This is a genomic window from Haloferax sp. Q22 (assembly GCF_001482285.1).
Classification (GTDB): Archaea; Halobacteriota; Halobacteria; order Halobacteriales; family Haloferacaceae; genus Haloferax.
The window spans coordinates 15,927-42,099 of the sequence record NZ_LOEP01000029.1; the positions used below are offsets into that span (position 1 = coordinate 15,927).

Below are 26,173 nucleotides of genomic sequence, written 5' to 3' on the forward strand. Positions count from 1 at the left end.
AGAAATCAATCGCCGACCGCGAGTCGAGGTCGGCGGCCGGTCGCCTCGCGCCGCCTCAGAGCGTGAAGCGCGAGACGGTCGTGCCGGCTTTCGTCAGGTCCTCGTGGGTCGCCGCGGCGACGGTCACCTGGTTCTCGCCGTACTCGATGGCGACTTCGACCTCGAACGCCTCGTCGTCGGGCTCGACGAGTCGGGTCTCGCCGGGCGTCTTGACCGCGACGACGGCGGCGTCTGTCTGCCCGGAGACGACGAGTTTGTCGCCTTTGAAGCGCGTGCTCACGCGGAGCGACGGCCCGCTCGGGCGCTCGGACTCGACGTATCGCTCGCGGAGGAACGCGGGCGTCTCGACGGGTTCGCCGGCCTCGACGCCGTGGGCGAGGCGAATGAACTGGGCCATCGACCACGCCAGCGGCGTCGCGCTGCCGGTGCCCTCGCCGAACTCCCAGTTGAAGTCGGTCGCGTGTTCGCGGTCCCAGACCTGCTCTGCGAGCATGCGGCCGGAGTTGGCGAAGGCGGCCATCGTCCGCAGCAGGTTGTCCGGCGCGAGGTCGCCCTCTTCGGTTCCCGCGAGCAGTTCGTACTCGCCGCGCTCGCCGGTGAAGATGGGCCAGAGTCGGCCCTTCCCCTTGGCGTCGACAGACCACGGCGCGCCCTCTTCGTCGCGCTCGCGCTCGCCGTAGCCGTCGCCGTTGTACCGGTAGAACGCCGGTCCGTGGGGCGTGTCGACGCGGATGGTCTCGTCGACTTCCTTCACGGAGTTCCGGATTATCTCGTCGTCGGCGGGCTTGATGCCGAGGCGGGTGAGTTCGAGGAACCCGGCGTCGATTATCTCGCGCTCGTCGAGCGTCGGCCCGTTGTTCGCGAGCGTCCGCAGGTGGCCGGCGTCGGGCTCGCCGTCGCGGGTGATGCGGACGTAGTACGGCGTGTGCGTGTTGCGGTCGGTGCCGGTTCGGGTCGCGGTCCAGTCGTCGACGCGCTCGGTCCAGTCGTCGGCCAGCGCCAGCCAGACGAGCGCGTCTTCGGTGTGGCCCTCGTCGAGCGCGATTGACGCCGCACAGCCGAGTCCGGCGATTTCGGCCGCGATGGACGACGGCGAGTAACCGGCTTCCTCCTCCCAGCGCTCCTGTGCGGTCGGCGGCCCGTTCCGCGCGACGTAGTCCGCGGAGTACTTGACGTTCTCGTAGTCGTAGGCCACGTCGTCGAAGGTGACGCCGCGTTCTTTGAGCATGTACGCCATCACCTGCGGGAACGAGATGTTGTCCATCTGCTCGCCGCCCCAGCGGGTCCGCCCGTTGAGGTAGGTGTTCTGCGGGATGAAGCCGCGGTCGTCCTGCTGGTAGGTGTAGATGTACTCCAGCGCGTCGATGGCCGTCTCGACGTCGCCGACGGCCTCGAAGACGGTGAAGACCTGATAGAGGTCACGCGACCAGACGAAGTTGTAGCCGTACCCCTTCGCCTCCTCGGCGGGGACGGCCTCGCCCCACGGCACCGACGGCGAGGCGAGCCCCGCGCCGAGGTAGGTCTTGTCTTCGACCGCCCGCAGGCTCATGAGCGCGGTCTTGTACTGCGCGGCGAGTTCGCCGTCGTCGGCGACCGAGCCGGGGAGCTCCTTGTCGGCAAGGAAGTCGGCCCACGAATCGGTGTAGGCCGCCCGAGCCGTCTCGTAGCCGTGGGTGAGCGCGCCGGCCGCCTCGCCCAGCGCGGCGGCGGTGTCGGCGTGTTCGGCGAAGCCGAGCGCCAGCGTTTCCGCGAGTTTGTCGCCCGTGCCGATGCGTCCGACAAGCACGACGTTCTCGTCGTCGATGCGCTCTTGGGCGCTCGGGAGCTCGCCCTTTGAGAAGAAGTCCGCGAGATACCGCGAGCCCGCGACGCCGACGGTGGCCCACTCGAACCGGCCGGCGGCGGCGAGCGCGATGGCGACGCTGTACTCCCTGCCGTCCTGGTCGATGAGGAGTGGCTCGTGGCCCTCGCCGGCGTCGAACGCGCCCGCGTCGCGGGCGACGAGGTGGTAGCTCCCGAGTTGGCCGAGGCGGATACCGCGGTCTTTCGTCCCGGTGTTCGCGAGCGCCGTGTCGGCGATGGTGTACAGTTCGTACTCGTCGCCGTCGATGGACTCGAACTGCACGTCCGCGAGCATCGCGTCGTGTTCGGGGTCGATGATGTACTCGACGGTGAGTTCCCACTCGTGGCCGCGGCCGTCGCCCGTCTCGGTGACGACGTGGCGGAAGACGAGCGCGTCGTCCTCGACGATTTCGGCCCGGCGTTCGACCGTGTCGGCGTGGTCGTCCCGCCGTGTCTCGTTGTGGGTGCGCGCCGTGTACTCGTCGTCGGGGTCGGCGTCGACGACGAGGAAGTCGAGCGTCCGGAGGTTCATCAGGTCGACCCGCGGGAAGCGGACCTCGGTCAGCGCGCCCTCGGTCAGGGTGAACCAGACGCGCGAGGGGTCCTCGGTGTAGTGGTCGGCAACGGTTCCGATGCCGTACTTCTCGCCGGTCGTCCACCGCGGTCGGTTCTCCGGGCCGGTCGGTGCGGGCTTCGGCGCGGGGAGCGCGTCGATGTCGGCGAGGATGGCCGTCGTCTCCATCCGAATGGCGTGGGGCCATCCGAGCGGCGTCGCGCTGTCGAAGCGCCCGTCGTCGAACACCTGCTCGGCGAGGTAGCCCGCCTCTGTCGTGAGGGGGCCGTCGGGTTGGAGCAGTTCGTAGAGGTTCGTCGCGCGCTCGACGAACCGGCGGCCGTCCTTGCCGATGCGGTCACAGAGGACGCCGAACTTCGCGGCGGCGTTCGCGCCCCACGCGGTCGAGACGGACCAGACCTTCTCGCCGTCCTGTCCGTCGGCGCGCCAGTAGTCGTCCTCGAACCGGACCAACCCAGCCACGTCGCCGCGGGGGTTCCGGTAGAGCCCCTTCAGCGTCGCGGCCATGTGCTTGACGAGCCGGTTGCCGGTCTTCGAATCGATCTCCTCGATGTCGGCGTAGGCGTCGACGGCGTCGACGAGGGCGAACGTGGCCGAATCGAGGCGGTCGTCGAGGTCGCCGCTTCTGTCGATGCGGAGGGCGTAGACTTCACGCTCTTCGGACCACAGTTCGTCGAGTCCCTCGTACACCGCGGTCGCCTGCTCGGCGGCGTGCTCCCGGAGGTCGTCGTTCACGGGCGCGGTGGCGACCGTAGCGTACGCTTGGAGGAACGTCGCGGCCGTGTGCGTGAATCGACCGCTCATGTTCTCCCACGCGTTCTGACAGGGCTTCGGAAGGCCGTCGTCTTCGAGACTGCTGTCGAGCCCCGAGACGCCGGCGGCGATGGTTGAGCGGATGCGACCGACGAGTTCGTCGTCGAGGTCGTCGCGGCGCTCGGTGAGGAGCGACGCGAGCGCGGCGACGACGCTCGCCGTCTGGTCGGCCTGATACTCCTCGTCGCCGGAGCCTTCGACGCGGCCGTGGGCCCAGCCGGGGGCGACGGTCCCATCGACGGCCCAGACGCGGTGGGGCCACGTGCCGTCTGCGAGCTGCGTCTTGCAGTAGAACTCGGCGCTCGTGGCGAGGCGGTCGCCGAGGTCGAGGCCGAAGGCGCCGTCGGCGTGTGCGAGCGCCTGCGTGACCTCGGCGTCGTCGCGGAACCAGGTGTAGCCGTAGCCGCCGGAGTGGGCGTAGAACGGGTCGAACTCGGGGCCGGCGATGCGCGCGCCGCTGGGCGCGGTCAGAAGCGACAGCGCCCGGAGGTCGGCGCGGACGATTCGCTCGCGCGGCGTCCCGTCGGGGACGAACACCTCGGCCTGTTCGCGGGCGGCCTCCCGGAGCGCGTCGGCGGTCGCGTGCTGGACCGAACAGTGTCGGAGGTCGGCGAGGGCGTCGGTCCGCGCCATCTCGTTGTGGTCCGAAAGCTGGGTGACGAGGGTGGTCCGCGCGGCGCGGCCCTCCTGTTCGAGCGGGGCGCTGACGACTACGTCGCCCGAGAGGTGGGTGTCCTCGTAGCGGTCGAGGACGGCCTCCCGGGGGAAGTCGAAGCTGTCGTCGGAGAGAATCTCGTCGAAGCGTTCGGGAATCTGTCCGCGAACGTCGGTGAGCCCGGTCGACGCGGTGACGTAGTCGTGTTCGTTTCGGTGGAACACCTCGACCGCCTGGGTGTCGTTCGGCCCGCCGGCCTCGTGGATGAGGCGGCCGACCCGCGTCTCTCGGCCCTCGGGGGCGAAGGTGAGAAAGGCGGTCAGGTGGGCGTCGGTGGGAATCGCGCCGCGAAGCTCGACGTGCGTCACGTGAGCGCGACCGAGCGTCAGGTCGTACTGGTGGACGGTGTACTCCCCGGCGTCGTACTCGGTCTCGACGAGGCTCGTCTCCCGGTAGTAGTGTTGTCGCACGGACTCCAACTCGTCGAACCAGTGCGTCTCACCGTCCGCCTCGATGCCGAACCGAGAACGGTCGATACCGTAGAGGCCCGAAAGCGAAGCAGAGTAGTCCCGGAGAGACCCATCGAGGCCGACGTAGACGAGTCGGTCTCCGTGACCGGAGAACGCGCCGTCCGAGGTCCGACACTCCTCTGGGAAGCGTCCGCCCCGGTCGCGTTTGTATTCGTTTAAGGCGGTCCGAAGTCGCATAGAGGTAGACGAGGGTCTCGAACCATAAGTATTGGCCGCCCATCTCCCATCATTTATGCCTGCAAACCGACGAATTCGACCGACGCCGAGGCGAATCGGTAGAACCCGTCTCCCACCGGTATGTCGGTCACTCCAGGGGTAAACTCAAAGTCACCCGGCACGTTGGTTGTGAGTATGCAACACCCAGGACCGCCGCAGTTCATGGCTGTCGGCGAGTCAGTACAACTCGCGCCTCGCGACCCCGACCCCGACGCCGACTACTCGTGGCGGGTTCGGAGCGCGCCGGTCGCCAGTAGCCTCGAATTCGACGAAGACACCGCAATCGTGCAGTTCACGCCCGATGCGGCCGGACGCTACGTCGTCGAACTCGACACGCCCGACGCGACGCACACGCTCACGGTCCGCGTCTTCCCCGGCTCCTACCTGCCCGCCGGCTCCGTCAGGAGCGGCGCGAGCGGGATGAGCGGAATGAGCGGTTACAGCGGACAGAGCGGCTCCGCGCGCCCGGCGGGGTTCAGTGGCGGCGCGTCCGGCTCCGGAAGCGGTGCCGGCGACGCCCAGCGGGGACAGGGAGGCCGTCCTCGAATCAGGCTCGACGCGACCGTCGAAGACGGCGTCGTCGTCGTCCGCGCCGACCCGCAACCGAACCCCGACAGCGACACCGACCGCGACGACCTCGTGGTCGAGTTCGTCGTCGACGACCGCGACGAGGTCGACGACGCGGCCGTCGAGACCGACGGCTGGGAGCTTCGCGTTCCGCTTTCGGCGGTCGGCGACCGGCTCCGCGTCCACGCGGTCGCGCTTGACGAGACGTACAGCGTGCCCGACACCGTGACCGTCGAGCGCGAGGCCGTCGCCGACGGCGGGTTCGCCGAGGCGGAGACGGACGCGGTACAGACCGACGTGACGGGCCACGCCGACGGCTCGGGCGCGCGGGGGGCGTCCATCTCCCGGCCAAACGACCCGCCGAAGTGGGCACAGGAGGTGACGCTCTACGAGATTTACGTCCGCGGCTACGCCTCGGACGACGAGGACGCCGACAACACCTTCGAGGCGCTCGAAAAGCGTCTCGACTACCTCGAATCGCTCGGCGTCGACTGCCTGTGGCTCACGCCCGTCCTCCAGAACGACCACGCGCCCCACGGCTACAACATCGTGGACTTCTACGACATCGCGGAGGACCTCGGCACCCGCGAGGACTACGAGCAGTTCGTCGAGGCCGCCCACGACCACGGCATGAAGGTGCTTTTCGACCTCGTGCTCAATCACTCCGCCCGCGCCCACCCGTTCTTCGAGGACGCCTACAAGAACCCCGACTCCGAGTACTACGACTGGTACGAGTGGCAGGAAAGCGGCGAGCCGGGCACCTACTTCGACTGGGAGTACATCGCTAACTTCGACTACCGGAACCTCGAAGTCCGTCGCTACCTGCTCGATGCGGTGGACATGTGGGCCGAGGTGGTCGACGGCTTTCGCTGCGACATGGCGTGGGCCGTCCCCGACACGTTCTGGCAGGAGATTCGCGACCGCGTGAAGGCGAAAGACCCCGAGTTCCTGCTGCTGGACGAGACCATCCCGTACATCGCCGACTTCCACGAGGGCATGTTCGACATGCACTTCGACACGACGCTGTACTTCACGCTCCGGCAGGTCGGCCGCGGCGACGAGCCCGCCGAACGAATCCTCGACGCCATCGAACAGCGCACGCAGGTCGGCTTCCCCGACCACGCGGCGTTCATGCTCTACCTCGAAAACCACGACGAGACGCGCTACATCGTCGAGTGCGGCGAGGACGAGGCGCTGGCCGCTGCGGGCGCGCTGTTTACGCTCCCCGGCGTGCCGATGGTCTACGGCGGGCAGGAAATCGGCCAGCGCGGCCGGCGCGACGCCCTCGCGTGGGACCACGCCCGCGACGACATCCGCGAGCACTACGAGCGCCTCATCGAGGTCCGCGACGAAACGCCCGCGCTCCGGTACGACGGGACGTTCCGCCGCATCGACTACGAGACGGACTCCGACAGCGCGGTCGCGTTCGTTCGCGACCACGACGACGGTTCGTACCTCTGTGCGCTCAACTTCGCCCCCGGCGCGACCACGGTCGACGTTGGCGACCTCGCGGTCGACGCGACCGATATCGTCTCCGGTGACTCCGTCGCCGCCGAGGGCGGCATCCGCGTCGACGACGTGGTCGTCTGCCCGCTCGCGTAACGTCTCGCACGTCCCGTTTCACGTTCGCGCGGTCTCCGATTTCGCTTCCACCTTCGATTTCGCCTCCACCTCTGATTTCGCCGCCGTTCGACCCGACCAGCCCGATACACCATGAGCACGAACTCCCCATCCCGACCCTGCACGCCGACCGTACCGACGGCTGAGAACCGGCGTTAGTCGCTCCCGGCGTCGAGGAGCTCGACGACTCGACCCCCTCGACCGACACGCTCGCGGTCGCACTCACCAACGGGGCGGCCGTCATCTGGCGACGCGACCTGTAACGGTCGCCGAGAACTCACCACCAGATTCATATTCTCAGAGTGTTTTTGGACATATGTCCACAGTACAACTCGGTATATTATCGAATAATATTGGTAATATTGTTCCTATTTGGTCTATTTCTCTAAACATTCGATAAGTGTTTATGGGGAATTGTGGGCAGAGCTTTTCAATGAGAACTCTGTGCTATCCGCTACATGATGTCCAAACCAATGCAAGAAAATGGCAGAATTGTACACGATTGTGCTACTGTGGCGGGGGTCGGCGTATGGGTCTCGTAAAGATGACCAAGTGGCGGACGTTGCTGCTCGCCACTATCGGGTTCAACTTCTCCTTCCTCATCTGGTTCTCGTTCGCGCCCTTCACGGGGCCGATGGCGGAGGAGTTCGGGCTCTCGCTGGCCGAAATCGGTATCTTGGCGAGCGCGGCCATCTGGCTCGCGCCGTTCGGCCGCATCCTCACCGGCTGGCTCTCCGATAAGTTCGGCGCGCCGGTGGTGTTCGCCATCGTCCTCGGCTACGTCGGGGTGTTCTCGATGGCGAGCGCCTTCGCCGAGAGCTACACCGTGTTCTTCATCGAGCGCCTCATCGTCGCCACGGCGGGCATCACGTTCGTCATCGGCATCCAGCACGTCTCGGAGTGGTTCGAAGAGGAGAACCTCGGCATGGCAGAGGGAATCTACGCCGGCGTCGGGAACGCCGGTGCCGCCGGCGGCGCGCTCATCCTGCCCCGCGTGTTCGGGGCGGATTGGAGCGGGCCGCTCTTCCAGAGCAACTGGCGCGCGGCGTTCTTCTACACCGGCATCGTCTCGATTCTGCTCGCGGTCGCCTACTACGTCCTCGGCGAGGCCGCGGCGACCGACGAGCGTCGGCAGGCGACCGCCGACAACGCGACGCTCAAGCAGTGGGTCCACACGGCCACCCGGTACGGGACCGTCGCGCTCGCGCTCGCCTACGTCATGAGCTTCGGCCTCGAACTCTCGATGAACGGCTGGCTCGCCACCTACTACCGCGAGGCATTCAACACGAACAACCTCGTGCTCGCGAGCACGTTCGCGGCCACGTTCTCCATCGCGGCCGGCCTACTCCGGCCCATCGGCGGCTACGTCAGCGACGTGCTGGCGCGCAAGGAGATGGACATCCTGCCCATGTTCAAGGGCCGGTACCGCGAGCAGTGGACGTTCGTGTCGCTCTCGTTCATCGTCGTCGCCATGCTCGCCATGACGCTCGCCGGTCTCTCCGGGGCCGTCCTCATCGCGGTGGCCGCCGGCTTCATGGTCGGTATGGCCTGCGCGTTCGCGGAAGGCGCCATCTTCGCGCAGGTCCCGGCGATGTTCCCCAACAGCTCCGGGGCCGTCGCGGGCGTCGTCGGCGGCGTCGGTACCATCGGCGGCATCGCCTACCCGCTCGTCTACTCGTCGGTGCTCCTGCCGAACCTGCACGTCGGCTACGCGCTCGTCGCGGCGACGATGGTTCCCATCCTCCTGCTGAACGCGTGGGTCTACCGCCCGCACATCGCGAAGCGCGCGACTATCGACGGCTTCCTCGGCTCGTCGAGCACGTCCGGCCCGGCCGACGACTGAGCCGCCGACCGCGACGCGACGTTTCATTTTTTCCGACCTACTGCCCGAGAGCGCCGGCTCTCGCTCAGACGACGCGCGCGTCCGTCTCGACCGAGACGCCGTCGAGGTAGTCGCCGTCGGGACCGACCCACTCGCCGTCGGTCCCGCAGTCGGTGGTCAGCCGGCAGACGCGGGTCTCCGGCGGCCAGATGACGCGCACCTCGTCGCCGGAGCGCTCGACCGTCACGGTCTGTCGGTACGTGACCGTCTCGCCGAAATCACCGACGTAGGTCACCGCGAGGTCGACCTCGCTCGTGCCCGGCGGAATCGACAGCCGTTCTGGGCCGGCGGCGAGCGGGCGGTTCGTCACGGCCACGCCGGCCGGCGTCAGCGACCACTCGAGGGTCAGGTTTTCGGCCATCGCCGCGTCGTAGCGGGCGTAACCCTCGTCGGTCTCGATGCGAACCGACACGGTCTTCGTCCCCTCGGGCGCGCCGAGCGTCGTCGTCGCGTCGACCCGCTCGCCAGCGAGCACGTCGAGCCGGGTCAGTTCCGGTTCGACGGGCGCTTCGGCCCCGCTCCACGTCCCCCGATAGGTGAACCGGTACGGGGTCCGGTTCGTCGCGTCGAGGACCGCGAAGTCCTGCTCGGCCCCGTCGTCGATGGCGTACACCACCGGGCCGTCGAAGCCGGGGTCGTTGCGGAGCGTCTGGAAGGGATGGGCCGACCAGTCGCCGTAGGGGTTGGGGTGGAAGACGAGCGCCTTCGTCTCGTTGTCCGCCGCGGCCGAGTCGCCACCGACTCCAATTCCGCTGCCACCGTTCCCGAGACCGGTGGCTTCGACGCCCGGGACCGACGGGGTCAGCGGCGGGTGTTCGAAGCCGGCGTCGAGGAGCGGTTCGTAGGTCGCCGCGAGGTTCTCGGTTCGGAGTCGGTTCTCGTCGTAGGGTTCCTCGACGGCCTCGACCGTCACGCCGCCGCCGACGAGTGCCGAGACGAGGAGCACCGAGAAGACGACACCGCGGGCCTCCGAGGCCGAAAAGCGGCGGTGGGCCAGCCGGCGGAGGAGGCGAGCGCCGGCGACGACTCCGGCCGCGCCGAACACCGCGAGCGGGACGAGCGCGTCGAAGTGGTAGAAGGGTCCGAGGAGGTCGATGAGGCCGTTTCGGAGGCCGTTGTGCGTCCCCCAGAAGGCGGCGTTGCCGACGAACACCGAGGCGAACACGGCCGCGACGACACAGGCGAGGGCGTCGTCGGAGAGTTCGGCGAAGGCGCGGTCGCGGCCGCCGAGGCCGTGGTGGCGGCGTCTCGCGCTCCCGCGGAGGTTCCGTCCGGTCTTGTGACCCCACCAGCGACGGGCGGTGACGCCGAGGCCGAACACCGCGGCGACGGTGCCGAGCCAGCCCATCGGCCCCCAGCGCGTCGCGAGCAGGTCGAGGGCTTCGACGGCGGTCTCGACGCCCATCGCGGGCGTGTAGACGACTTCGTAGCCGAGGATGGCCCGCTCGCCGAAGCCGATGCCGTCCTGCGGGGCGAAGGCGATGTAGGGGAACGTGAGCGGGTCACCCGTCACGACGGCGTTGTAGGCCAGCGTCAGGCCGACGAACGCGAGGCCGGGGAGCGCGACGGCGACGTACCGGCGGAGGACGACCCAGCCGGTCCCCGCGCGGCGGGCGGTCGCGAGCGCCCACAGCGAGTGGGTGATGAACGGCAGGGCGAACAGGACCGCGGTGTAGGGGCGGGCGAAGAACGCCGCGCCGACGAGCGCGCCGGCGACGACGGCGTAGCCTGAGGAGTCACGCCGGGCGGCCCGGACGTAGCAGACGGCGAAGCCGAGGTTGAGCATCGTCGTCGGCGCGTACGCGAGGAACGTCGACGACGTGAGCAGAAACAGCGGCGAGAGGCCGAGCAGGCCCGCCGCGACGACGCCGGTCGTCCGGTCGAACGCGTCGGCCGTGAGCGTGTAGACCAAAGCGGCGGACACCGCGGCGATGGCTCCCAACACGAGGTTCGGAAGCCCGAACGCGAGGCCGACCGCGAACAGCGCCGGCACGGCCGGCGAGTACTTCGAGTAGAGCTGGACGCCGCCGGGGGCGCTCGGCGTCTCCTGCACCACGAAGAACCACGGTCTGACGGCCTCCGTCAGCTGGCCGGGGTAGAGAAACAGCTTGCCTTCGAGGAGCATCGCGGCCTGCGTGAGGTAGACGCCCTCGTCGTCGTTGACGGTGTGGTACGGAAAGAGGTCGACCGCGAACCACGTCACGACGAGCCCGACGAGGAGCGAGACGCAGAGCGCGGCGAGTCGTCTTCGCGTTCGAGTCCGGTCGATGTCGATGGTAACGTCAAAATCGAACGCGAGCCTGCGGACTGCGGCTCGCACGCGTCCGCCGAGCGGGAGAGAGCCGCCCGTGTTCGAGTCTCGCCGACCCATTCTCAGTCCGAGTAAGGGCCGGTCTCGGGACGCTGTTCGCGCGGGAACCACGCGAGTTCGTGGCCGGCGTCGAGCGTCACCTCGACGCAGCCGTCGGTCGGGACGGTCTCGTCGTGGTTGTGCATACACAGCAGGTTGTCGCCGCCGTGGAGTTCGACCTCGTAGAGGATGGTCGGCCCGAGGTAGCGCTTCCCGACGACTTTGCCGTGGCCCTCGCCGCCGTCGCCGCAGGGGTGCGCCGACACGTCGTCGGGGCGGACGAGGATGTCGATGTCGGTGTCGTCGTACTCGGGCGCGAGACCGTGTATCTGCTCGCGGCCGACCGTCCCGAGTTCGGTCTCGACTACGTCGCCCGCGATGCGTCCCGGCAGGAACCCGGCGTAGCCGAGGAAGCCGGCGACGAAGCGCGATTCGGGGTGTTGGAACACCTGTTCGGGCTCGCCGATCTGTTCGAGGTCGCCGTCGTTCATCACGGCCACGCGGTCGGAGATGGACATCGCCTCCTCCTGGTCGTGGGTGACGGAGACGGCCGTCACGCCGGCTTCCTTGAGGATGCGGCGGACCTCCTCGCGCATCTGGACGCGGAGGTCAACGTCGAGGTTCGAGAAGGGCTCGTCGAGAAGCAAAATGGCCGGCTCCGGCGCGAGTGAGCGGGCGAGGGCGACCCGCTGTTGCTGGCCGCCGGAGAGTTCGTCGGGGTAGCTGTCACCTTGGCTCTCCAGTCCGACGAGGTCGAGGAGGTCGCGAACGCGCTCGTCGCGCTCGGCTTCGTTGAGGTCCTTCAGGCCGAAGGCGATGTTCTCGGCCGCGGTGAGGTGCGGGAACAGCGCGAACTCCTGGAAGACGACGCCGACGCCGCGCTCTTCGGGCGCGCGGAAGGTGCCGCCGCCGGAGACGACGTTCCCGTTCAGTCGGACCTCGCCGCCGTCGGGGCGGTCGAGCCCGGCGATGAGCCGGAGCGTCGTCGTCTTCCCACAGCCCGAGGGGCCGAGGAGCGTGAGGATTTCACCCTCCTCGACGCTGAGCGAGAGGTCGGCGATGACCGACTCGGTGCCGTAGGACTTCGAGACGCCGTCGAGTTCGAGGACGCCGCCGGCGTCCGCGTCGTCGGCCTCGGAGCCGGTGGATTCAGTGCGGTTCGAGTGGTCGGTGGTCGAAAGTGTGCTATTTGACATCGTATCCCTCTTGCGTGATGATGACGAGCATCGAAAGCCCGGAGACGAAAAGCAGGATGAACGCGGGCACGACGGCCTGGCCGAAGTAGCCCTGCTCGTAGGCCGTCCAGATGTGCGTCACGAGCGTGCTGAACCCCGAGGGGCGCAGCAGGAGCGTCGCGGGTAGTTCTTTCATCGTGGTCAGGAAGACGAGCGCCGCGCCGCCGAACAGACCGGGCGCGACGAGCGGAAGCGTCACGTGACGGAACGCCCCCGACGGGGTCTCGCCGAGCGTCCGCGCCGCCTCGGGGAGCGCTGGGTCGACCCGGAGGAACGACGCCCGAAGCGACCCGATTGCCTGCGGGAGAAAGCGGATGACGTACGCGAACACGAGGAGGTAGAGCGTCTGGTAGATGAGCGTCGCGTACGAGCTCCCGAAGTAGACGAGCGCCAGCCCGAGGACGACGCCCGGCACCGCGTAGCCGACGTAGGTCGCGCGCTCGAAGACGGAACTGAGCCGCGAGGGGTGCCGGGCGGCGAGGTAGGCGACGGGCAGGCCGGCGAGCGTCGCCGCGCCCGCCGTCGCGGCCGCGACGAGGACCGAATTGAGCGCGTACTCGGGCTGGAACGCAAGCGACTGACTCGTCGCGGCGACGCCCTGCGCGAGCCACGTAAAGAGGATGCCGAGCGGGACGAGAAGGGCGACGGTGGCGACGAGCGCCGCGAAGCCGAGCGCCGGGTACTTCCACCGGCCGAGCGGCATTGGGCTTCCCGAGCGCCCGCCGGTCGTCGTGCGCTCGTCGCCGCGAATCTGCGATTCGAGCGTCAAGATGAGGAGCGTCACGGCGATGAGTTGGAGCGACAGGAGCGTCGCGGTGTCGCGGCCGAACGTCCCGAACTCCACGTAGATGACGCGGGTGAACGCGTCGAACTTCATGATGGCCGGCGTGCCGAAGTCCGAGAGGACGTACAGCGCCGTCAGAAGCGACCCGGCGGCGACCGCGGGGCGTATCTGCGGGACCGTTACCCGCTTGAACGACTCCCAGCGGGTGTGGTTCAGGGTCCGCGCGGCGTCGATGAGCGTGGTGTCCATCGACTTCAGCGCGGCCCGGGTGGTGATGAACACGTACGGGTACGTGTAGAGCGTCAGCACCAAAACGGCACCGGGTAACCCGTAGATTTCTGGGAGCGACTCGACCCCGAGCGGGGCCAACAGCCGCTGGAACGCGCCCCGCGGGCCGAACGCCGAGACGAACGCGAACGCACCGATGTAGCTTGGGATGACGAGCGGGAGCGAGACGACGACGGTCCAAAAACGCCTGAACGGCAGGTCGGTCCGGACGGTCAGATACGCCAGCGGGACGCCGAGCCCGATGCACGCGGCGGTGACGAGCGTGACGAGAACGGCGCTGTTCAGAAACACTTCGACGGTCGTCGGTCGGGTGACGAGCGACAGCGCCTCGGCGAACCCGACTTCGAGCGCGGTCTTGACGAGCCACAACAGCGGGACGACGACGGCGGCGGCGACGGCCCCGCTGGCGACGGTCAGGCCGAGCGGTTGCTCGTCGTCCCCCCCACCGGTCCCCGTCTGCTGTTCGGTCGCCATGAGTGAGCTACCTCAGAGAACACCCACCTCACGCAAGAGTTCCACGGTTCCTTCGAGGTCCGAGAGCTGCGTCAGGTCGAGGCCCTCCGGCGGGCTGAGTTCGTCGATGCTCGGAAGCTCGCCGATTGGGTCGACGCCCGAGACGAGGGGGTACTCGAAGGTCGTCCGCGCGAAGTAGTCCTGCGCTTCGGCCGATAGCAGGTGGCGAACGAAGTTGCTCGCCAGTTCGGGGTCCTCGGCGGTGTCGAGGACGAGCGCGCCCGCGACGTTGAAAATCGAGCCGGCGTCGCCCGCGGTGAAAGCGGTCGAAAGCGGCGCGTTCGACCGGCCGGCGAGGATGCGCTGGATGTAGTAATGGTTAGCGAAGCCCGCGCCGATTTCGCCGTCGGCGACGGCCTGCGAGACGAGGAACTCGTCGTTGTACTCCGTGACGCCGAGGTCCTGCATCCCTTGGAGCCACTCTCTGGTCGCCTCTTCGCCCTCGAGGACGCGCATCGCCGTGATGAACGCCTGGAACGAGGAGTACGTCGGGGCCCAACCGATGTTGTCACGGAACGCCTCCGTGTCGGGGAAGGCCATGATGTCGTCGGGAACCTCCGACTCGTCGAACTGGTCAGTGTTGAACGGGACGGTCCGGGCGCGACCCGAGGTCCCGGTCCACTGCCCGTCGGGGTCGTGGAACTCGTCGCGGACGAGGTCGAGCACCTCGCTCGGGAGGTCCTGCGTGCGACCGGCGTCCTTCAGCGCGCCGAGCGACCCGGCGTTGACTGAGAAGAACACGTCCGCGGGACTGTTCTGTCCCTCGGTCTGGATCTGGTTGACCAGTTCGGTCGCCGAGTTGTACCGCGGGCGGATGGTGAAGTCGTCGTAGTACTCCTCGAAAAAGGAGATGAGTTCACCGACGAGCGCTTTGCCACGGCCCGAGTAGAGCGTGAGTTCGCCCGAGAGGTCCGGCATCTCCGAGACGGACACACCGCCGGTTATGTCGCGGTCACCAAACGGCGAGCGGCCGGAACCGATCTGTTCGACCTCCCCGCCGGTACCGGACTCGGTCGTCGTCTCCGTCTCCTCGTCGCCGCCGGTACAGCCGGCGAGCGTGCCGACCCCGAGGGCCGCCGTCGTCGCGATGAACCGGCGACGACTGTGGCCGCGAAGCTCTCGGTCGCGTTCTTGCATACATTGATTTAGGTCTCCCTAAATCATTTATACCTACCGATTCGTCGGGCAAAGCGGGCGAACCGCGGGACAAAGAGACGATTGCCGGTCCGCCGGCCCGCGTCGCTCGGCCGACCAATTGGTCAACCGTCGGCCAATCAGTCGTCAGCCGGCGCGGCGGCCCGCGGCGCGGCGAGGGCGTCGAGGCAGTCCAGCCAGTCGCGCATGTGCTCGCCGACGTAGTTGAAGAAGTCGCCGTTGCGGTAGTCGGACCAGTCGCCGTCCGCGAGGGCGTCGGCCATCGCCTCGAAGACGCCGGCGTAGCTGTCGGCGTCGTCGCCGACCGCGTCCACGACCTCCCAGAGGTGTTCGTTGAGTTCGAGCCCCGGGACCTCGTTGTTGAGGTCGTCGAACGTCGGGCGGGCGGCCTTGTTGTGCTCGCAGAGCGGGTAGCCGGTGAGCACGTCCTTTCCGAGCACGTCGGCGGCGCGTTTGAGGAAGACGCCCGACCAGATGTCGTCGAAGCGGCCGACCTCCCACTCGTTGTCGTCCATCGGGAGCTGGTAGAACGCCGGGATGACCTCGCGTTCGAACGCGAGGTTCATCGAGCAGACGGTGAGGTACTGTCCCGGTTCGGCGACGAAGTCGCCGTCGAAGTCGTCGAAGTCGGTCCGGGTCTGGGCCTGCCCTTCGAGGTCGCCGTCCATCAGGATGCGGACCGCGTCGAGGTCGGGGACGTTCGTCCACAGTCCCTGCGAGGCGACCACGTCGCGGAGTTCGTGCGTCCCGGTTTCGACCGTCTCGTCCATCGCCGAGTAGGGGTACCCGCGGGGATACAGCCCGTGTTCGTCGGCGTTCTGGTAGAGGACGTTCACCCAGCGCTCGTCGCTCGACACCGACTCCACCTCGTCGGTGCGGTCGAGGTTCGCCATGTGGCGACCGAAGAAGTCCCACTCGTCGTGCGGAAGGGTGTCGTCGTCGATGAAGACGCCGTAATCGAACTCGGGGTGCGCCCACATGTACAGCAGTCCGAAGCTCGTCTGGGCGTGACTCGCCGCCGGGACGAGGTGCGAGTACTCCGAGACGTCGTGTTCGTCGTACCACTCCTCGCGGGCGGTTCCGTCGAAGACCGCGCCCGCGACGCCCTCGTCGTCCAACATCGACTTCATCCCCTCGGCGTCGCAGAAGTCCTCCGTGACGAGGAGGACGAACAGTCGGTCGAGGTCGAACCCGTGTTCACGCGCGTTGTCGAAGTACGACCGCATGCACTCGTACTCCCGAATCGTCGGGACGACCACGCAGATGTCCGCGTTCATTGCTCCTATGGATTTAGGCTTCCCAAAAATAGCTGTTGGTTCGGAATAGCGGGCCTGAAATGCCGATGTAGTGATAATTAATCCGGCAGGTGGTCGAGGGCGGGCGATTCACGCCCATCCCCTGCTTCAGGCTCGCACCCCGGTCAGCGACTCCAACAGCAGGACCGCCGTGTCCTTCGCCAGCGGGTCGTTCGCGTTGCCACACTGCGGCGACTGCACGCAGGAGGGACAGCCGTCCTCGCAGTCGCAGTCCGAAATCAGGTCGGCGGTCTGTCGCATCAACCCCTCCACGATGTCGTAGCCGGCGCGCGTGATGCCGACCCCGCCGGGGTGGCCGTCGTAGATGAAGATAGTCGATTGGTCGGTGTGGGCGTGGTACGGCGTCGAGAGCCCGCCGATGTCGCCGCGGTCACAGAGTAGTCGGAGCGGAAACAGCGAAATCATCCCGTGTTCCGCGGCGTGGATGCCGCCGTTGAAGCCGTAGTCGCGCCCCTCCGGGCGGTCGCCCGATAGCTCGCGCATCTCCGATTCCACGTCGCCGGGCACGGTGAAGTACAGCGCCTTCGTCCGCAGACTCGTCTCCGGGAGGTCGAGCAGTTGCTGGCCGATGGTCGTCCCGCGTTTCGGGTCGCGGCGCTCGAACCCCGTTATCTGCTTGCGCATCGTCACCTCCGCGAACCGGACCTCCACGTCGGACCGCGCCGACAGCGGTTTCGACAGGATGTCCCGCTCGACCGTGATGTGCTTGTCGTGGAGGACTCGGGTGTAGTAGTCCGCCCACGTCGGCTGGAGTCGGGCCACGTCGCGGTCCAAATCCAGCTCCGCGACCTCGTACGTCTGGCCCTGATGGTGGTAGACCGCGCCGGGGTGGGCGTCTCGAAGCGCGTCGTCGAACGCGAGCGTGGCGATGGTCTCGTTGTTCCGCGTGTCCATCAGTTGCACCTCGCGGTCGGTGATGGTCCGGAGGCTCATCGCGTGCTGCGGGCTCTCGCTCCCGCTGTGGGTCCACCGGAGGCCGTCGTCCGTCTCCCGGCGCGCCAGCGTCCCGTCGGCTTCGAGGTTGGAGACGACGCCGGGGAACGACCCGCCGAAGTGCGACTCGTCTCCGGTCGAGAGCCAGTTCTCCGCGGCCGCACAGGCGACGTGCGAGGGGAGGAGATGGTCGTTTTCCGGGTCCGAGACGGCGCGTTCGGGGTCACCGTCGAAGAACTCGGCGGGGTGGTTCATCAGGTACTGGTCGAGTTGGTCCTCGCCGCCGACGAGGACGACGAGCGCGGGTCTATCGCCGCGACCCGCCCGCCCGGCCTGTTGCCACGCGGACATCCGCGTGCCGGGGTAGCCGTCGATGAGCACCACGTCGAGACCCCCCACGTCGACGCCGAGTTCGAGCGCGTTGGTGCTCCAGACGCCCGCGATGTCGCCGTCGTGCAGGCCGGCCTCGATTTCCCGCCGCCGGTTGTGGGTCAGCGAGGCCTGATACGCCGCCACCTCGCCGGCGAGTTCGTGCTCGCCGCGACTCCGGAGGTCGCTCGCGCTCTCGGAGGCGTACCGCTCGGCGGCCTGTCGAGCTCGGGTGAACGCCAGCGTCTGGTGACCGCGCGCGACGAGGTCGACGAAGAGGTTCTTGGTCTCGACGTGGCCCGAGCGCCGCCGCCCCGACCCGCCGGCGTCGGGGTTGTCGTACTCCGGCGGGTTCCAGAGGAGCCAGTTGGTCTCGCCGGTCCCGCTCGTGTCCTCGTCCACGAGCGCGAAGGAGTCCTCTCGCTCGCCCGTGATGCGCGCGGCGTGCTCGACGGGGTTGCCGATGGTGGCCGAACAGCAGACGAACTGCGGGTCGGCACCGAACCGCTCGCAGACGCGCTTGAGTCGGCGGATGAGCAGGGCGACATGGCTCCCGAACACGCCGCGATAGCCGTGGACCTCGTCGATGACGACCGTCTCAAGCGAGGAGAAGAACCACTCCCACAGCCGGTGGGCGTGCGGGAGCAGCGCGTAGTGAACCATGTCGGGATTCGAAAGCAGGACTGTCGGCATCCGCTTTCTGACCTCGCGTTTCTCCGACTTCGACAGCCGGCCGGTGTACTGGTCGACCGAGACGCGGCTGCCGAAGCCGAGGGCGCGCGCGAGGTCCGACAGCGTGTCGAGTTGGTCGGCGACGAGCGCGTTCTGCGGGCCGAGATAGAGCGTCCGGCCGCCGTGGTCCATCGCCCGCTCGAACGCCGGCACGGTGTACGCGAGGCTCTTGCCGCTCGCGGTCCGCGTCGCCAAGACGACGTTGTTCCCGTCGCGGACCGCCTCGACCGCCTCGGCCTGATGCCGGTAGAGCCGGTCGATGCCGCGGTCTTCGAGGGCCGACGCCAGTCGCGGTTCGAGATCCACGTCGGCGAAGGTGGGCTCGCGCGCTTCGAACCGGCGGTGGGATCGAATCTGCCCCTCGTAGTACGGTCTGGTCCGGAACCACTCGATGAGGTCGTCCACACGCCTACTGTGGACGTGGCCGCCCTAACGCTGTCGCAGTTCTGGCGTGGTAGCACGAGTCACAGTAGCCACGCCGTTTTTGTTCTTCGCGTCCCGACGGAAGCTTATGAACGAATCCGCGGATGCCGTCCTCATCTACGACGGCGAGTGCGCCTACTGCTCGGTCGCCGCGTCGGCGCTGAAGCGCCTCGACGACGTGGAAGCGATTTCGTGGTACGACGACGCGGCGCAGGCGTTCCTCGACGCCCAGTTCGCGGACGTGCCGTTCGCCATGGTCCTCGTCGACCGGCGGGAGAGTCGCGTCTACGCCGGCCGCGCCGCCGCGAAGGAACTCACCGATCGAGCCGGGATGCCCGGCCTCCTCGGCAGTCTCGTCCGCGACAATTACGACAGAATCGCGAAGGTCGTCGGCACCGCCAGCGGCCGCGGCCGCGACCCCGACGACGTCCACAGCGTCTACGACCTCGACGCCGACGCAGCCGGTCTGTTTTCGGACCTCCTCGACAACGCCGAACCGAGACCCGCCGAACTTTCGTAGTCGGGGCGACGTTCGTCACTCGATGAGCGACCCGAGGAACCCGTCCGACGAGAACCCGACAGTCCACTCGCTCGACCCCGCGGTCCTCGGCACCGACGACGACCCGCTGGCCCTCGGTTCTCGGTCGCCCGTCGGAACGTACGCGTTGGTCTTCGACGCGCCCGCGGCGACCATCGACGTCGGCGCGTTGGGTGAGCACCGCGTTTCCGCCGGTGCCTACGTCTACGTCGGCAGCGCGTTCGGAACGGGCGGACTGCGACGCGTCCTCCGCCACCGGCGCGTCGCGGCCGGCGACCACGACGCTCGCCATTGGCACGTCGACTACCTCGGTGGCCATCCGGCAGTCGAACTCGCGCGCGTCGTCTGCGTTACCGACCGCGACGTGGAATGCGCGGTCGCGGTCGAACTGGCGTCGTCGCTCGGCGCGACCGCCGTCGATGGCTTCGGCTCGTCGGACTGTTCGTGCGACGCGCACCTCGCGCGCGGTGACTCGGTCGAGACGGCGACACCGCTCGTCGAAGCAGCATTTCGAAGCAAAATGTGAAGGGGGATGTCTCCCCCCTCTGACGCCCGAACCGGACCGGGCACCCCGGCTCGGACGAAAAGCCGGTTGTCAGAGGCACCCCGGCACACTCCCATACTGCTGCTACACGCTTTAGTTCACCCATCGCATCACTCAGTCACACTGTGAGTTAGAGTATATAAATACATTGTTTCTTTATATACTTGTGCTCGATTCTCCTGTTCTTTAAGTAGTACGACGTTCATGTAGTTCGACATGGTTCGGTCCGAGGCTGACGAGGTGTTCGACGTGCTCGCGTCGCGGGCCGACGTGCTCGAGGCCGTTGTTCGCCAGCCTCGGACCACTGCGGAACTCGTGAGCGGGCTCCCGGTGTCGCGCTCGACCGTCGACCGCGGCCTCCGCGAGTTAGAGCGCGCGGGTTTCGTCGAGACGAGCGACCGCGTCAACCGCCCGACGCTCGCCGGGCGAATGGCGCTCGACACGTACTCGAACTTCGTCGAGTGTCTGGAGGACATCGACGCGGCCGCCGCAGTGCTCGACTCGCTCAGTTCGGACGCGCCGCTCGCGCCGGTCTTCCTCGACGGCTGTGAGGTCGTCGCCGCCGATGACGGCCTCGGCCCCGCGCTCTCGAAGCTCACGTCCTTCGTCGAGGGCTCGACGTCGATACGCGGCTTCGTCCGTGGGGCGCTTCCCTCGCAGGTCGACGCCTACTACCGGGCAGTCGTCGAAGACGGCACTCCGGTCGACCTCGTCGCCACCGACGACGTGATCCAACGGCTCATCACCGCCTACCGGCCGCAGCTCGCCGAGGCGTGGTCGGTCAACTCCTTTTCGCTCCGGTCGGTCGAATCGCTTCCCTACAGTCTCGTCGTCTCCGACCTCCCGGACGGTCCCGTCGCGTTCCTGGTCGCGTACTCCGAACACGGGCTCGCGGGTATCATCTACAACGAGTCACTGTCGGCGGTGTCGTGGGCCAGAGAGCGCATCGAGGACTGTCAGGCGGACGCCTCGCCGCTCCCCCGACCGCCGGTCGACAAGAGCTGACGACCCCGCGCCCGCGGCCGATGTCCGCGCGACCCCAACGACTTACGGGAGCCACCGCGAAGGAGTCCCAATGACGACGACGTTCCCAGAAATCCCCTATCTAGAGTGGATTGTCGACCGGGCGGACGAGGCCGCCCACGACCTCGCGACGAGCGACCTCGGGTCGTCCCGGCGCAGCGACGACCTCGTCCCGCCGGCCCTCGCGGGGCGCGCTGACCCCGAGGACGCGACGCTCACCGGACAGCTCGCGGCGCGCTACGACGTCCCCGAGTCGTCGGTCCTCGTCACCGCGGGCGCGACGAACGCGAACTTCCTCGCCGCCTGCGCCCTGCTCGACCTCGCAACCGATGGCGGCGAAGACCACGACGAAGGCCACGACGAAGATGCCTCGCGCCCGCAGGTGCTCGTCGAAAAACCCGGCTACCAGCCGCTCGTGGCCACTTCCGAGGCGCTCGGCGCGCGCGTCGACCGCTTCGTCCGCCCGCCCGAGTACGACTACGAACTCGAACCCCATCGCCTCGACGGGGCCTCAACAGACGACTTCGCCTACGCTATCGTCACCAACCGCCACAACCCATCGGGCAAGCTCACGCCGCGCGCCGAACTCGCCGAGGTCGCAGCGGCCGCGGCCGACGCCGGTGGCTACCTCCTCGTCGACGAGGTGTACGCGCCCTTCGTCGACCCCGCCGCCGACGGTCCCTTCGGCGGTATCACGGCGTCGGGCCTCGACAACACCGTCGTCACCGGATCGCTGACGAAGTTCTACGGCCTCGGTGGGCTCCGCGTCGGCTGGATTATCGGTCCCGAAGAAGTCGTCGAGCGCGCCCGCTCGGCGTCGATGTACCTGCCCGCAGTCGCCGAGCCGAGCACTAAACTCGCTCGGCGCGCACTCCACCACGGCGACGAGATAGAGGCCGCCGCCCGCGAGCACCTCTCGGCGAACCACGACCTCCTCGCCACGTTCGTCGCCGAGCGCGACGAACTCGACGGCCGTATCCACGCCGGCGGGACGTTCGCCTTCCTCGACCACGCCTTGGCCGACGGTGGCGCGGTCGCGGACGCCGCGTGGGACCGCGGCGTGCTCGTCGTCCCCGGTCGCTTCTTCGACGCACCGGAGTCGTTCCGCATCTCCCTCGGCGGCGACCCCGAGGCGATGGAAGCCGGCCTCGCCGCCTTCGGCGACGCGCTCGACGACCTCGCCGAGTAACTCGGCTCGCCGCTCCGACTCGCACCCTTCGGCGTCGCTCCCGCCCTACTGCTCGGTCTTCTCGATGAGCGGGTGCTGGAGGTAGTCGTTGACCTCCACGTCAGCGAGCGATTGGAGGCCGCCGAGGCGAGCCATTCGGCGCAGACCCAACGCGCCGACTTCCTCCGGCGAGACCGTGAGAACGTGCGCGAGCATCCGGTCGATGTCGAGCCGATCTGCGGCCATCGCCCGGTGGTGGCCGTCGACGAGGAGCGTTTCGGGACCGTGGGAGACGACGATGAGCGGCTCCGCGAGACCGTTCTGGAGCTCGTACTTCCGGCCTTCGAGCTCGTCGCCGTACACCTCCCGTTGGGTCGGAATCAGCGAGTCGACTGTGACCTCTCGCTCGGCGACGCCGATGGACGCGTCGTGGGTCCGTTCGAGCATCTCGCGGGTGCTCTGGACCTTCGAAGGCGTCGTCCGTTCGATCTGACTCCGCACCGCGTCGCCGTTCGAAAAGAGGCCGAGCAGCACCCGGTCGTCGTCGACGACGGGGAGGAACTGGTGGCCGGTGCGGAAGATGACGCGCGCGGCATTCTTCACCGTCATCTCCGGGCGGACGACCACGAGGTCGCGGCTCATCACCGACTCGACCCGCACGTCGCCGTTGACTTCCAAGAGGTCTATCGCGCCGACGAACCCGAGGAGGTGGTCGTCGCCGTCGACGACCGGGAGCCCGCCGTACTGCGGCCCCGCCTTGAGTCGGTCGACCACGTCGGTGACCCACGCGTCGGGGCCGACGGTCTCCACGTCGGTCGTCATGTACGCGTCGACACGCACGTCGTCGAGTTCCATCGGTGTCATTGGTGGTTCACTCGCATCTCGGTCGTCCCGCGGTTGGCCGCGGAGCGCCCTAAACGTATCTGCGTCGAAAAACGAGGAGAGACGGTGACCGCCGTCGTGTCCGTCCCGCGGCCGCCGCCGAGTCACCGAGACGCGCCGCGGCGTCCGCTTTTACGCGTCGATGGCGCGCGCGAGCACTTCGACCGGGTGCGGCGGGTCGTCGTTCGCGCCGTCCATGTCTTCGAGTTGCGTCCGGCAGGACGCGCCGGGCGCGACGACCACGTCGCCGGGGCTCTCGGCCACTTGGCCTTCGAGGATGTTCCCGATGGCCTTCGACATGGAGTAGTGTTCGGCCTCGTAGCCGAACGACCCGGACATCCCGCAGCACGTCGAGTCCAGCGGGTCCACCTCGAAGCCGGCGCGGCGGAGGACGCCCACCGCGTGGTGGTCCTTCTTCGTGGACTTCTGGTGGCAGTGGCCGTGGTAGGTCAGGTAGTCGTCCTGCGGGTGGAACGACAGCGACTCGTCCAGCCGGAAGGCGTCGACGTACTCCATGACGCCGTAGGCGTTGGCCGCGACGGCCTCCACGTCGTCGCCGGAGAGCAGGTCGAGGTAGTCCGACTGGAACATCACCGCGTCCGAGGGCTCACAGAGGACGATGTCCCAGCCCTCCTCGACGTAGGGCGCGAGCACCTCGACGTTCTGTTCGGCGTCGGCGCGGGCCTTGTCGAGGAAGCCCTTCGAGTGCGGCGGCCGGCCGGAGCCGGCGACGCCCTCCGGAATCCGAACGTGGACGTTCGCGGCCTCCAGCGCCTTCACGGCGGCCTTCCCGACTTCGGGGTGGTTGTAGTTCGTGTACGTGTCGGGGAACAACAGCACCTTGCGGTCGGCCTGCGCCTCGGGGACGCCCGCCCCACCGCGGCTCTCGAACCAGTCGACGAAGCTCGTCGAATGGAACTTCGGGAGCGACCGCTCCTTGGCGATGCCGACGGTCTTCTCCATGACCGTCCGCGCGCCCGGCACCTTGGTCGCCGCGTTGGCGAGGGGGGCGAACGCCGACCCGAGTTTGGACAGCGAATCGATGTTGGCAAAGAGCTTGTCGCGGAGGCTGGAGCCGTTGCGCTGGTGGTACTCGTGGACGACCTCGGCTTTCATCTTCGCCATGTCGACCTCGCTCGGGCAGTCTTTCGAACAGCCCTTACAGCCGACACAGAGGTCGAGCACCTCGTCGACGAACTCGTCGGTGAACATCTCGTCTTCCGGAAGACCGCCGCTCATCGCCTGCCGGAGCATGTTGGCGCGGCCGCGGGTCGCCTGAATCTCCTCTTCGGCGGCGCGGAACGTCGGACACATCACGCCGCCGACCGTGGACTGCTGGCCGCGACAGCCGGCACAGCCGTGGCAGAGTTCGACCATGCCCTCGAACCCGTTGTCGTTGTCCCAGTTCAGCGCCGGTTCGAAGCCGGCGTCGAACTCGTAGTCGGGGGAAAACCGGAGGTTCTCGGTCATGTCGTAGTCGCCGCAGATGTTCCCCGGGTTCAGGAGCCAGTCGGGGTCGAACGCGGTCTTGAGGTCGCGGAAGACGTTCCAGAGGTGGTCGCCGTACAGTTTGCGGTTCCACTGGGTCCGCGCGCGACCGTCGCCGTGCTCGCCCGAGACGGAGCCGCCGTACTTGACGACGAGGTCCGTCACCTCGTCGGCGATGGCCTCGAACGTCTCGACGCCCTCGGCCGTCTTCGTGTTGACCAGTGGGCGGATGTGCAACACGCCCGGTCCGGCGTGGGCGTAGTACGAGGCGAAGGTGTCGTGTTCGTCGAGGATGTCCTGGAAGTCCGAGACGTACGCCGGGAGGTTCTCGGCCGGGATGGCGGTGTCCTCGATGTACGCGATGTGCTTCTCGTCGGTCGTCCGACCGAGGAGAATCGGGAGTCCCGACTTGCGCATCTTCCAGAACTTCGCGCGGGTGTCTGCGTCGTGGGCCTCCATGAAGTCGGTCGCGCGGCGCTCCGTTTCTGTCACCGAGGCCGAGCCCTCGTCGGGGTCGAACTCGGTCCCGTCGGGGTCGATGACGCGGTCTTCGATGAGGTTCGCCACCTTCTGTTTGCCGGCCTCGTCGGAGTCGGCGTAGAACTCCACGAGGAGCGTCGAGTCCGTGCCTTCGGGGAGCATGCCGACCACGTCGGCGAACTCGGCGGTGTCGCGCGCGAGGTCGAGCAACACGTCGTCCATGACCTCGACGGCCGCGGGCTCGTGTTCAAGGATGGGCGCGACGTCGTGCATCGCGTCGATGACGTCGTCGTAGGTGAGAAGCGCCACCGACGCGGTGTTCGGAATCTCCTCCAGCGAGACGGTCGCCTTCGTCACGATGCCGAGCGTGCCCTCGCTCCCGGCGATGAGCCGACCGAGGTTGACGCGGCCGGCCTCCCAGTCCTCGTCGATGCCCGCGTCGTCGGGCGTGCGTCGCTCGCCGCGCATCTCGTCGACGAGCATGTCGAGGTTGTAGCCCGAGACGTTGCGCTTCAGGTCGGGGAAGCGCTCGGAAATCTCGTCGGCCTCCTCGTCGAGTATCCGCGCGACCTCCGCGTAGATTCGGGCTTCGAGGTCGCCGTCGGGGTCGCCGGACTCGCGGAGTTCGTCGACGCTCACCTCGCCGAACGTCGTCACCGTGCCGTCCGCGAGGACGAGTTCCAGCTCCTCGATGTAGTAGTCGGTCTTGCCGTACTTCAGCGAGTGCGAGCCGGTGGAGTTGTTGCCGATTGCGCCGCCGAGCGCGGAGCGGTCGCCCCACGCCGGGTCGGGCGCGAACTTCAGGCCGTGGGGGGCGAGTTCCTCGTTGAGTTCGCCGAGGCGGACGCCCGCTTCGGCCGTGGCCGTCCGCGCCTCGGGGTCGATTTCCTCGACACCGCCCATGTGGCGGGCGAGGTCGAGGACGACGGCCTCGTTGACGGTCTGGCCGGCGAGGCTCGTGCCGCCGCCGCGGGGGAGGACGGGAATCTCGCGGTCGGCGCAGTACTCCATCACCGCCGCCACGTCGGCCGTCGAGGTCGGCATGACGACGCCGATGGGGACTTGCTCGTAGGCCGACGCGTCGGTCGCGTACAGCGTTCTCGTGTAGGAGTCGAAGCGCACGTCGCCCTCGACGAGGGATTCGAGGTCTTCGACCAGCCCCGGCCGCTCGACGTCGTCGCTGACGTAGTCGTAATCGCCAGCGAGCGCGGGGTCGGTGGCCGGTTCGTGCGTGTTGGATGCCATTGATTAGC

At 68.0% G+C, this 26,173-nt stretch carries 15 protein-coding genes; 6 read left to right on the forward strand and 9 right to left on the reverse strand.

Translation table 11 applies throughout. From position 1 onward, the window contains the following. Positions 1 to 55: 55 nt before the first annotated feature. On the reverse strand, positions 56 to 4,591 hold the full coding sequence (locus tag AM590_RS12425) for a glycoside hydrolase family 15 protein (protein WP_058827753.1): 4,536 nt from the start codon (positions 4,589 to 4,591) through the stop codon (positions 56 to 58). Positions 4,592 to 4,765: 174 nt separating this feature from the next. Here AM590_RS12425 and malA point away from each other — a divergent pair, with 174 nt between their 5' ends. Together malA and AM590_RS12435 are read left to right on the forward strand one after the other, a co-directional pair. After that, positions 4,766 to 6,799: an alpha-amylase MalA gene (gene malA, locus AM590_RS12430; protein ID WP_305728227.1), complete on the forward strand. Its 2,034-nt coding sequence runs from the start codon at positions 4,766 to 4,768 to the stop codon at positions 6,797 to 6,799. Positions 6,800 to 7,361: 562 nt separating this feature from the next. Beyond that, positions 7,362 to 8,660, forward strand: coding sequence for an MFS transporter (locus AM590_RS12435; RefSeq protein WP_172795803.1), 1,299 nt, complete (start codon positions 7,362 to 7,364; stop codon positions 8,658 to 8,660). 64 nt (positions 8,661 to 8,724) lie between these two features. On the opposite strand, the gene AM590_RS12440 is transcribed toward AM590_RS12435, so the two are convergent. The 6 genes from AM590_RS12440 to AM590_RS12465 form a co-directional block, all read right to left on the reverse strand. Beyond that, on the reverse strand, positions 8,725 to 11,070 hold the full coding sequence (locus AM590_RS12440; protein ID WP_058827756.1) for a glycosyltransferase family 39 protein: 2,346 nt from the start codon (positions 11,068 to 11,070) through the stop codon (positions 8,725 to 8,727). A 2-nt stretch (positions 11,071 to 11,072) separates the two neighbouring features. Beyond that, the gene (locus AM590_RS12445) at positions 11,073 to 12,245 is read right to left on the reverse strand and encodes an ABC transporter ATP-binding protein (RefSeq protein ID WP_058827757.1); all 1,173 of its coding nucleotides are present in this window, start codon (positions 12,243 to 12,245) and stop codon (positions 11,073 to 11,075) included. Then, positions 12,235 to 13,830, reverse strand: coding sequence for an iron ABC transporter permease (locus AM590_RS12450; protein WP_058827758.1), 1,596 nt, complete (start codon positions 13,828 to 13,830; stop codon positions 12,235 to 12,237). Before AM590_RS12450 ends, AM590_RS12445 begins: the two co-directional genes overlap by 11 nt. A 12-nt stretch (positions 13,831 to 13,842) precedes the next feature. Further along, positions 13,843 to 15,006: an iron ABC transporter substrate-binding protein gene (locus tag AM590_RS12455; protein WP_058827759.1), complete on the reverse strand. Its 1,164-nt coding sequence runs from the start codon at positions 15,004 to 15,006 to the stop codon at positions 13,843 to 13,845. A 137-nt stretch (positions 15,007 to 15,143) separates the two neighbouring features. After that, positions 15,144 to 16,301, reverse strand: a complete 1,158-nt coding sequence (locus tag AM590_RS12460) for an alpha-1 4-glucan-protein synthase (protein ID WP_058827760.1) — start codon at positions 16,299 to 16,301, stop codon at positions 15,144 to 15,146. 126 nt (positions 16,302 to 16,427) lie between these two features. Then, entirely contained in the window at positions 16,428 to 18,779 is a 2,352-nt protein-coding gene (locus AM590_RS12465; protein WP_058827761.1) for a DEAD/DEAH box helicase, read from the reverse strand. 106 nt (positions 18,780 to 18,885) lie between these two features. Here AM590_RS12465 and AM590_RS12470 point away from each other — a divergent pair, with 106 nt between their 5' ends. The 4 genes from AM590_RS12470 (at position 18,886) to AM590_RS12485 (ending at position 22,091) form a co-directional block, all read left to right on the forward strand. Next, positions 18,886 to 19,317: a DCC1-like thiol-disulfide oxidoreductase family protein gene (locus AM590_RS12470; protein WP_058827762.1), complete on the forward strand. Its 432-nt coding sequence runs from the start codon at positions 18,886 to 18,888 to the stop codon at positions 19,315 to 19,317. A 22-nt stretch (positions 19,318 to 19,339) separates the two neighbouring features. After that, positions 19,340 to 19,861 (forward strand): DUF123 domain-containing protein, encoded by a 522-nt coding sequence (locus tag AM590_RS12475; protein WP_058827763.1) that lies wholly within the window; start codon positions 19,340 to 19,342, stop codon positions 19,859 to 19,861. A 234-nt stretch (positions 19,862 to 20,095) separates the two neighbouring features. Then, the gene (locus tag AM590_RS12480; RefSeq protein ID WP_058827764.1) at positions 20,096 to 20,884 is read left to right on the forward strand and encodes a winged helix-turn-helix domain-containing protein; all 789 of its coding nucleotides are present in this window, start codon (positions 20,096 to 20,098) and stop codon (positions 20,882 to 20,884) included. Between the two features lie 70 nt (positions 20,885 to 20,954). Continuing rightward, positions 20,955 to 22,091: a pyridoxal phosphate-dependent aminotransferase gene (locus tag AM590_RS12485; RefSeq protein ID WP_058827765.1), complete on the forward strand. Its 1,137-nt coding sequence runs from the start codon at positions 20,955 to 20,957 to the stop codon at positions 22,089 to 22,091. 45 nt (positions 22,092 to 22,136) lie between these two features. Here AM590_RS12485 and AM590_RS12490 read toward each other — a convergent pair whose 3' ends face one another. Both AM590_RS12490 and AM590_RS12495 read right to left on the reverse strand, forming a co-directional pair. Continuing rightward, the gene (locus AM590_RS12490; RefSeq protein ID WP_082677719.1) at positions 22,137 to 22,925 is read right to left on the reverse strand and encodes a CBS domain-containing protein; all 789 of its coding nucleotides are present in this window, start codon (positions 22,923 to 22,925) and stop codon (positions 22,137 to 22,139) included. Between the two features lie 159 nt (positions 22,926 to 23,084). Next, positions 23,085 to 26,165, reverse strand: a complete 3,081-nt coding sequence (locus AM590_RS12495) for an FAD-binding and (Fe-S)-binding domain-containing protein (RefSeq protein ID WP_058827767.1) — start codon at positions 26,163 to 26,165, stop codon at positions 23,085 to 23,087. Between the last annotated feature and the right edge of the window lie 8 nt (positions 26,166 to 26,173).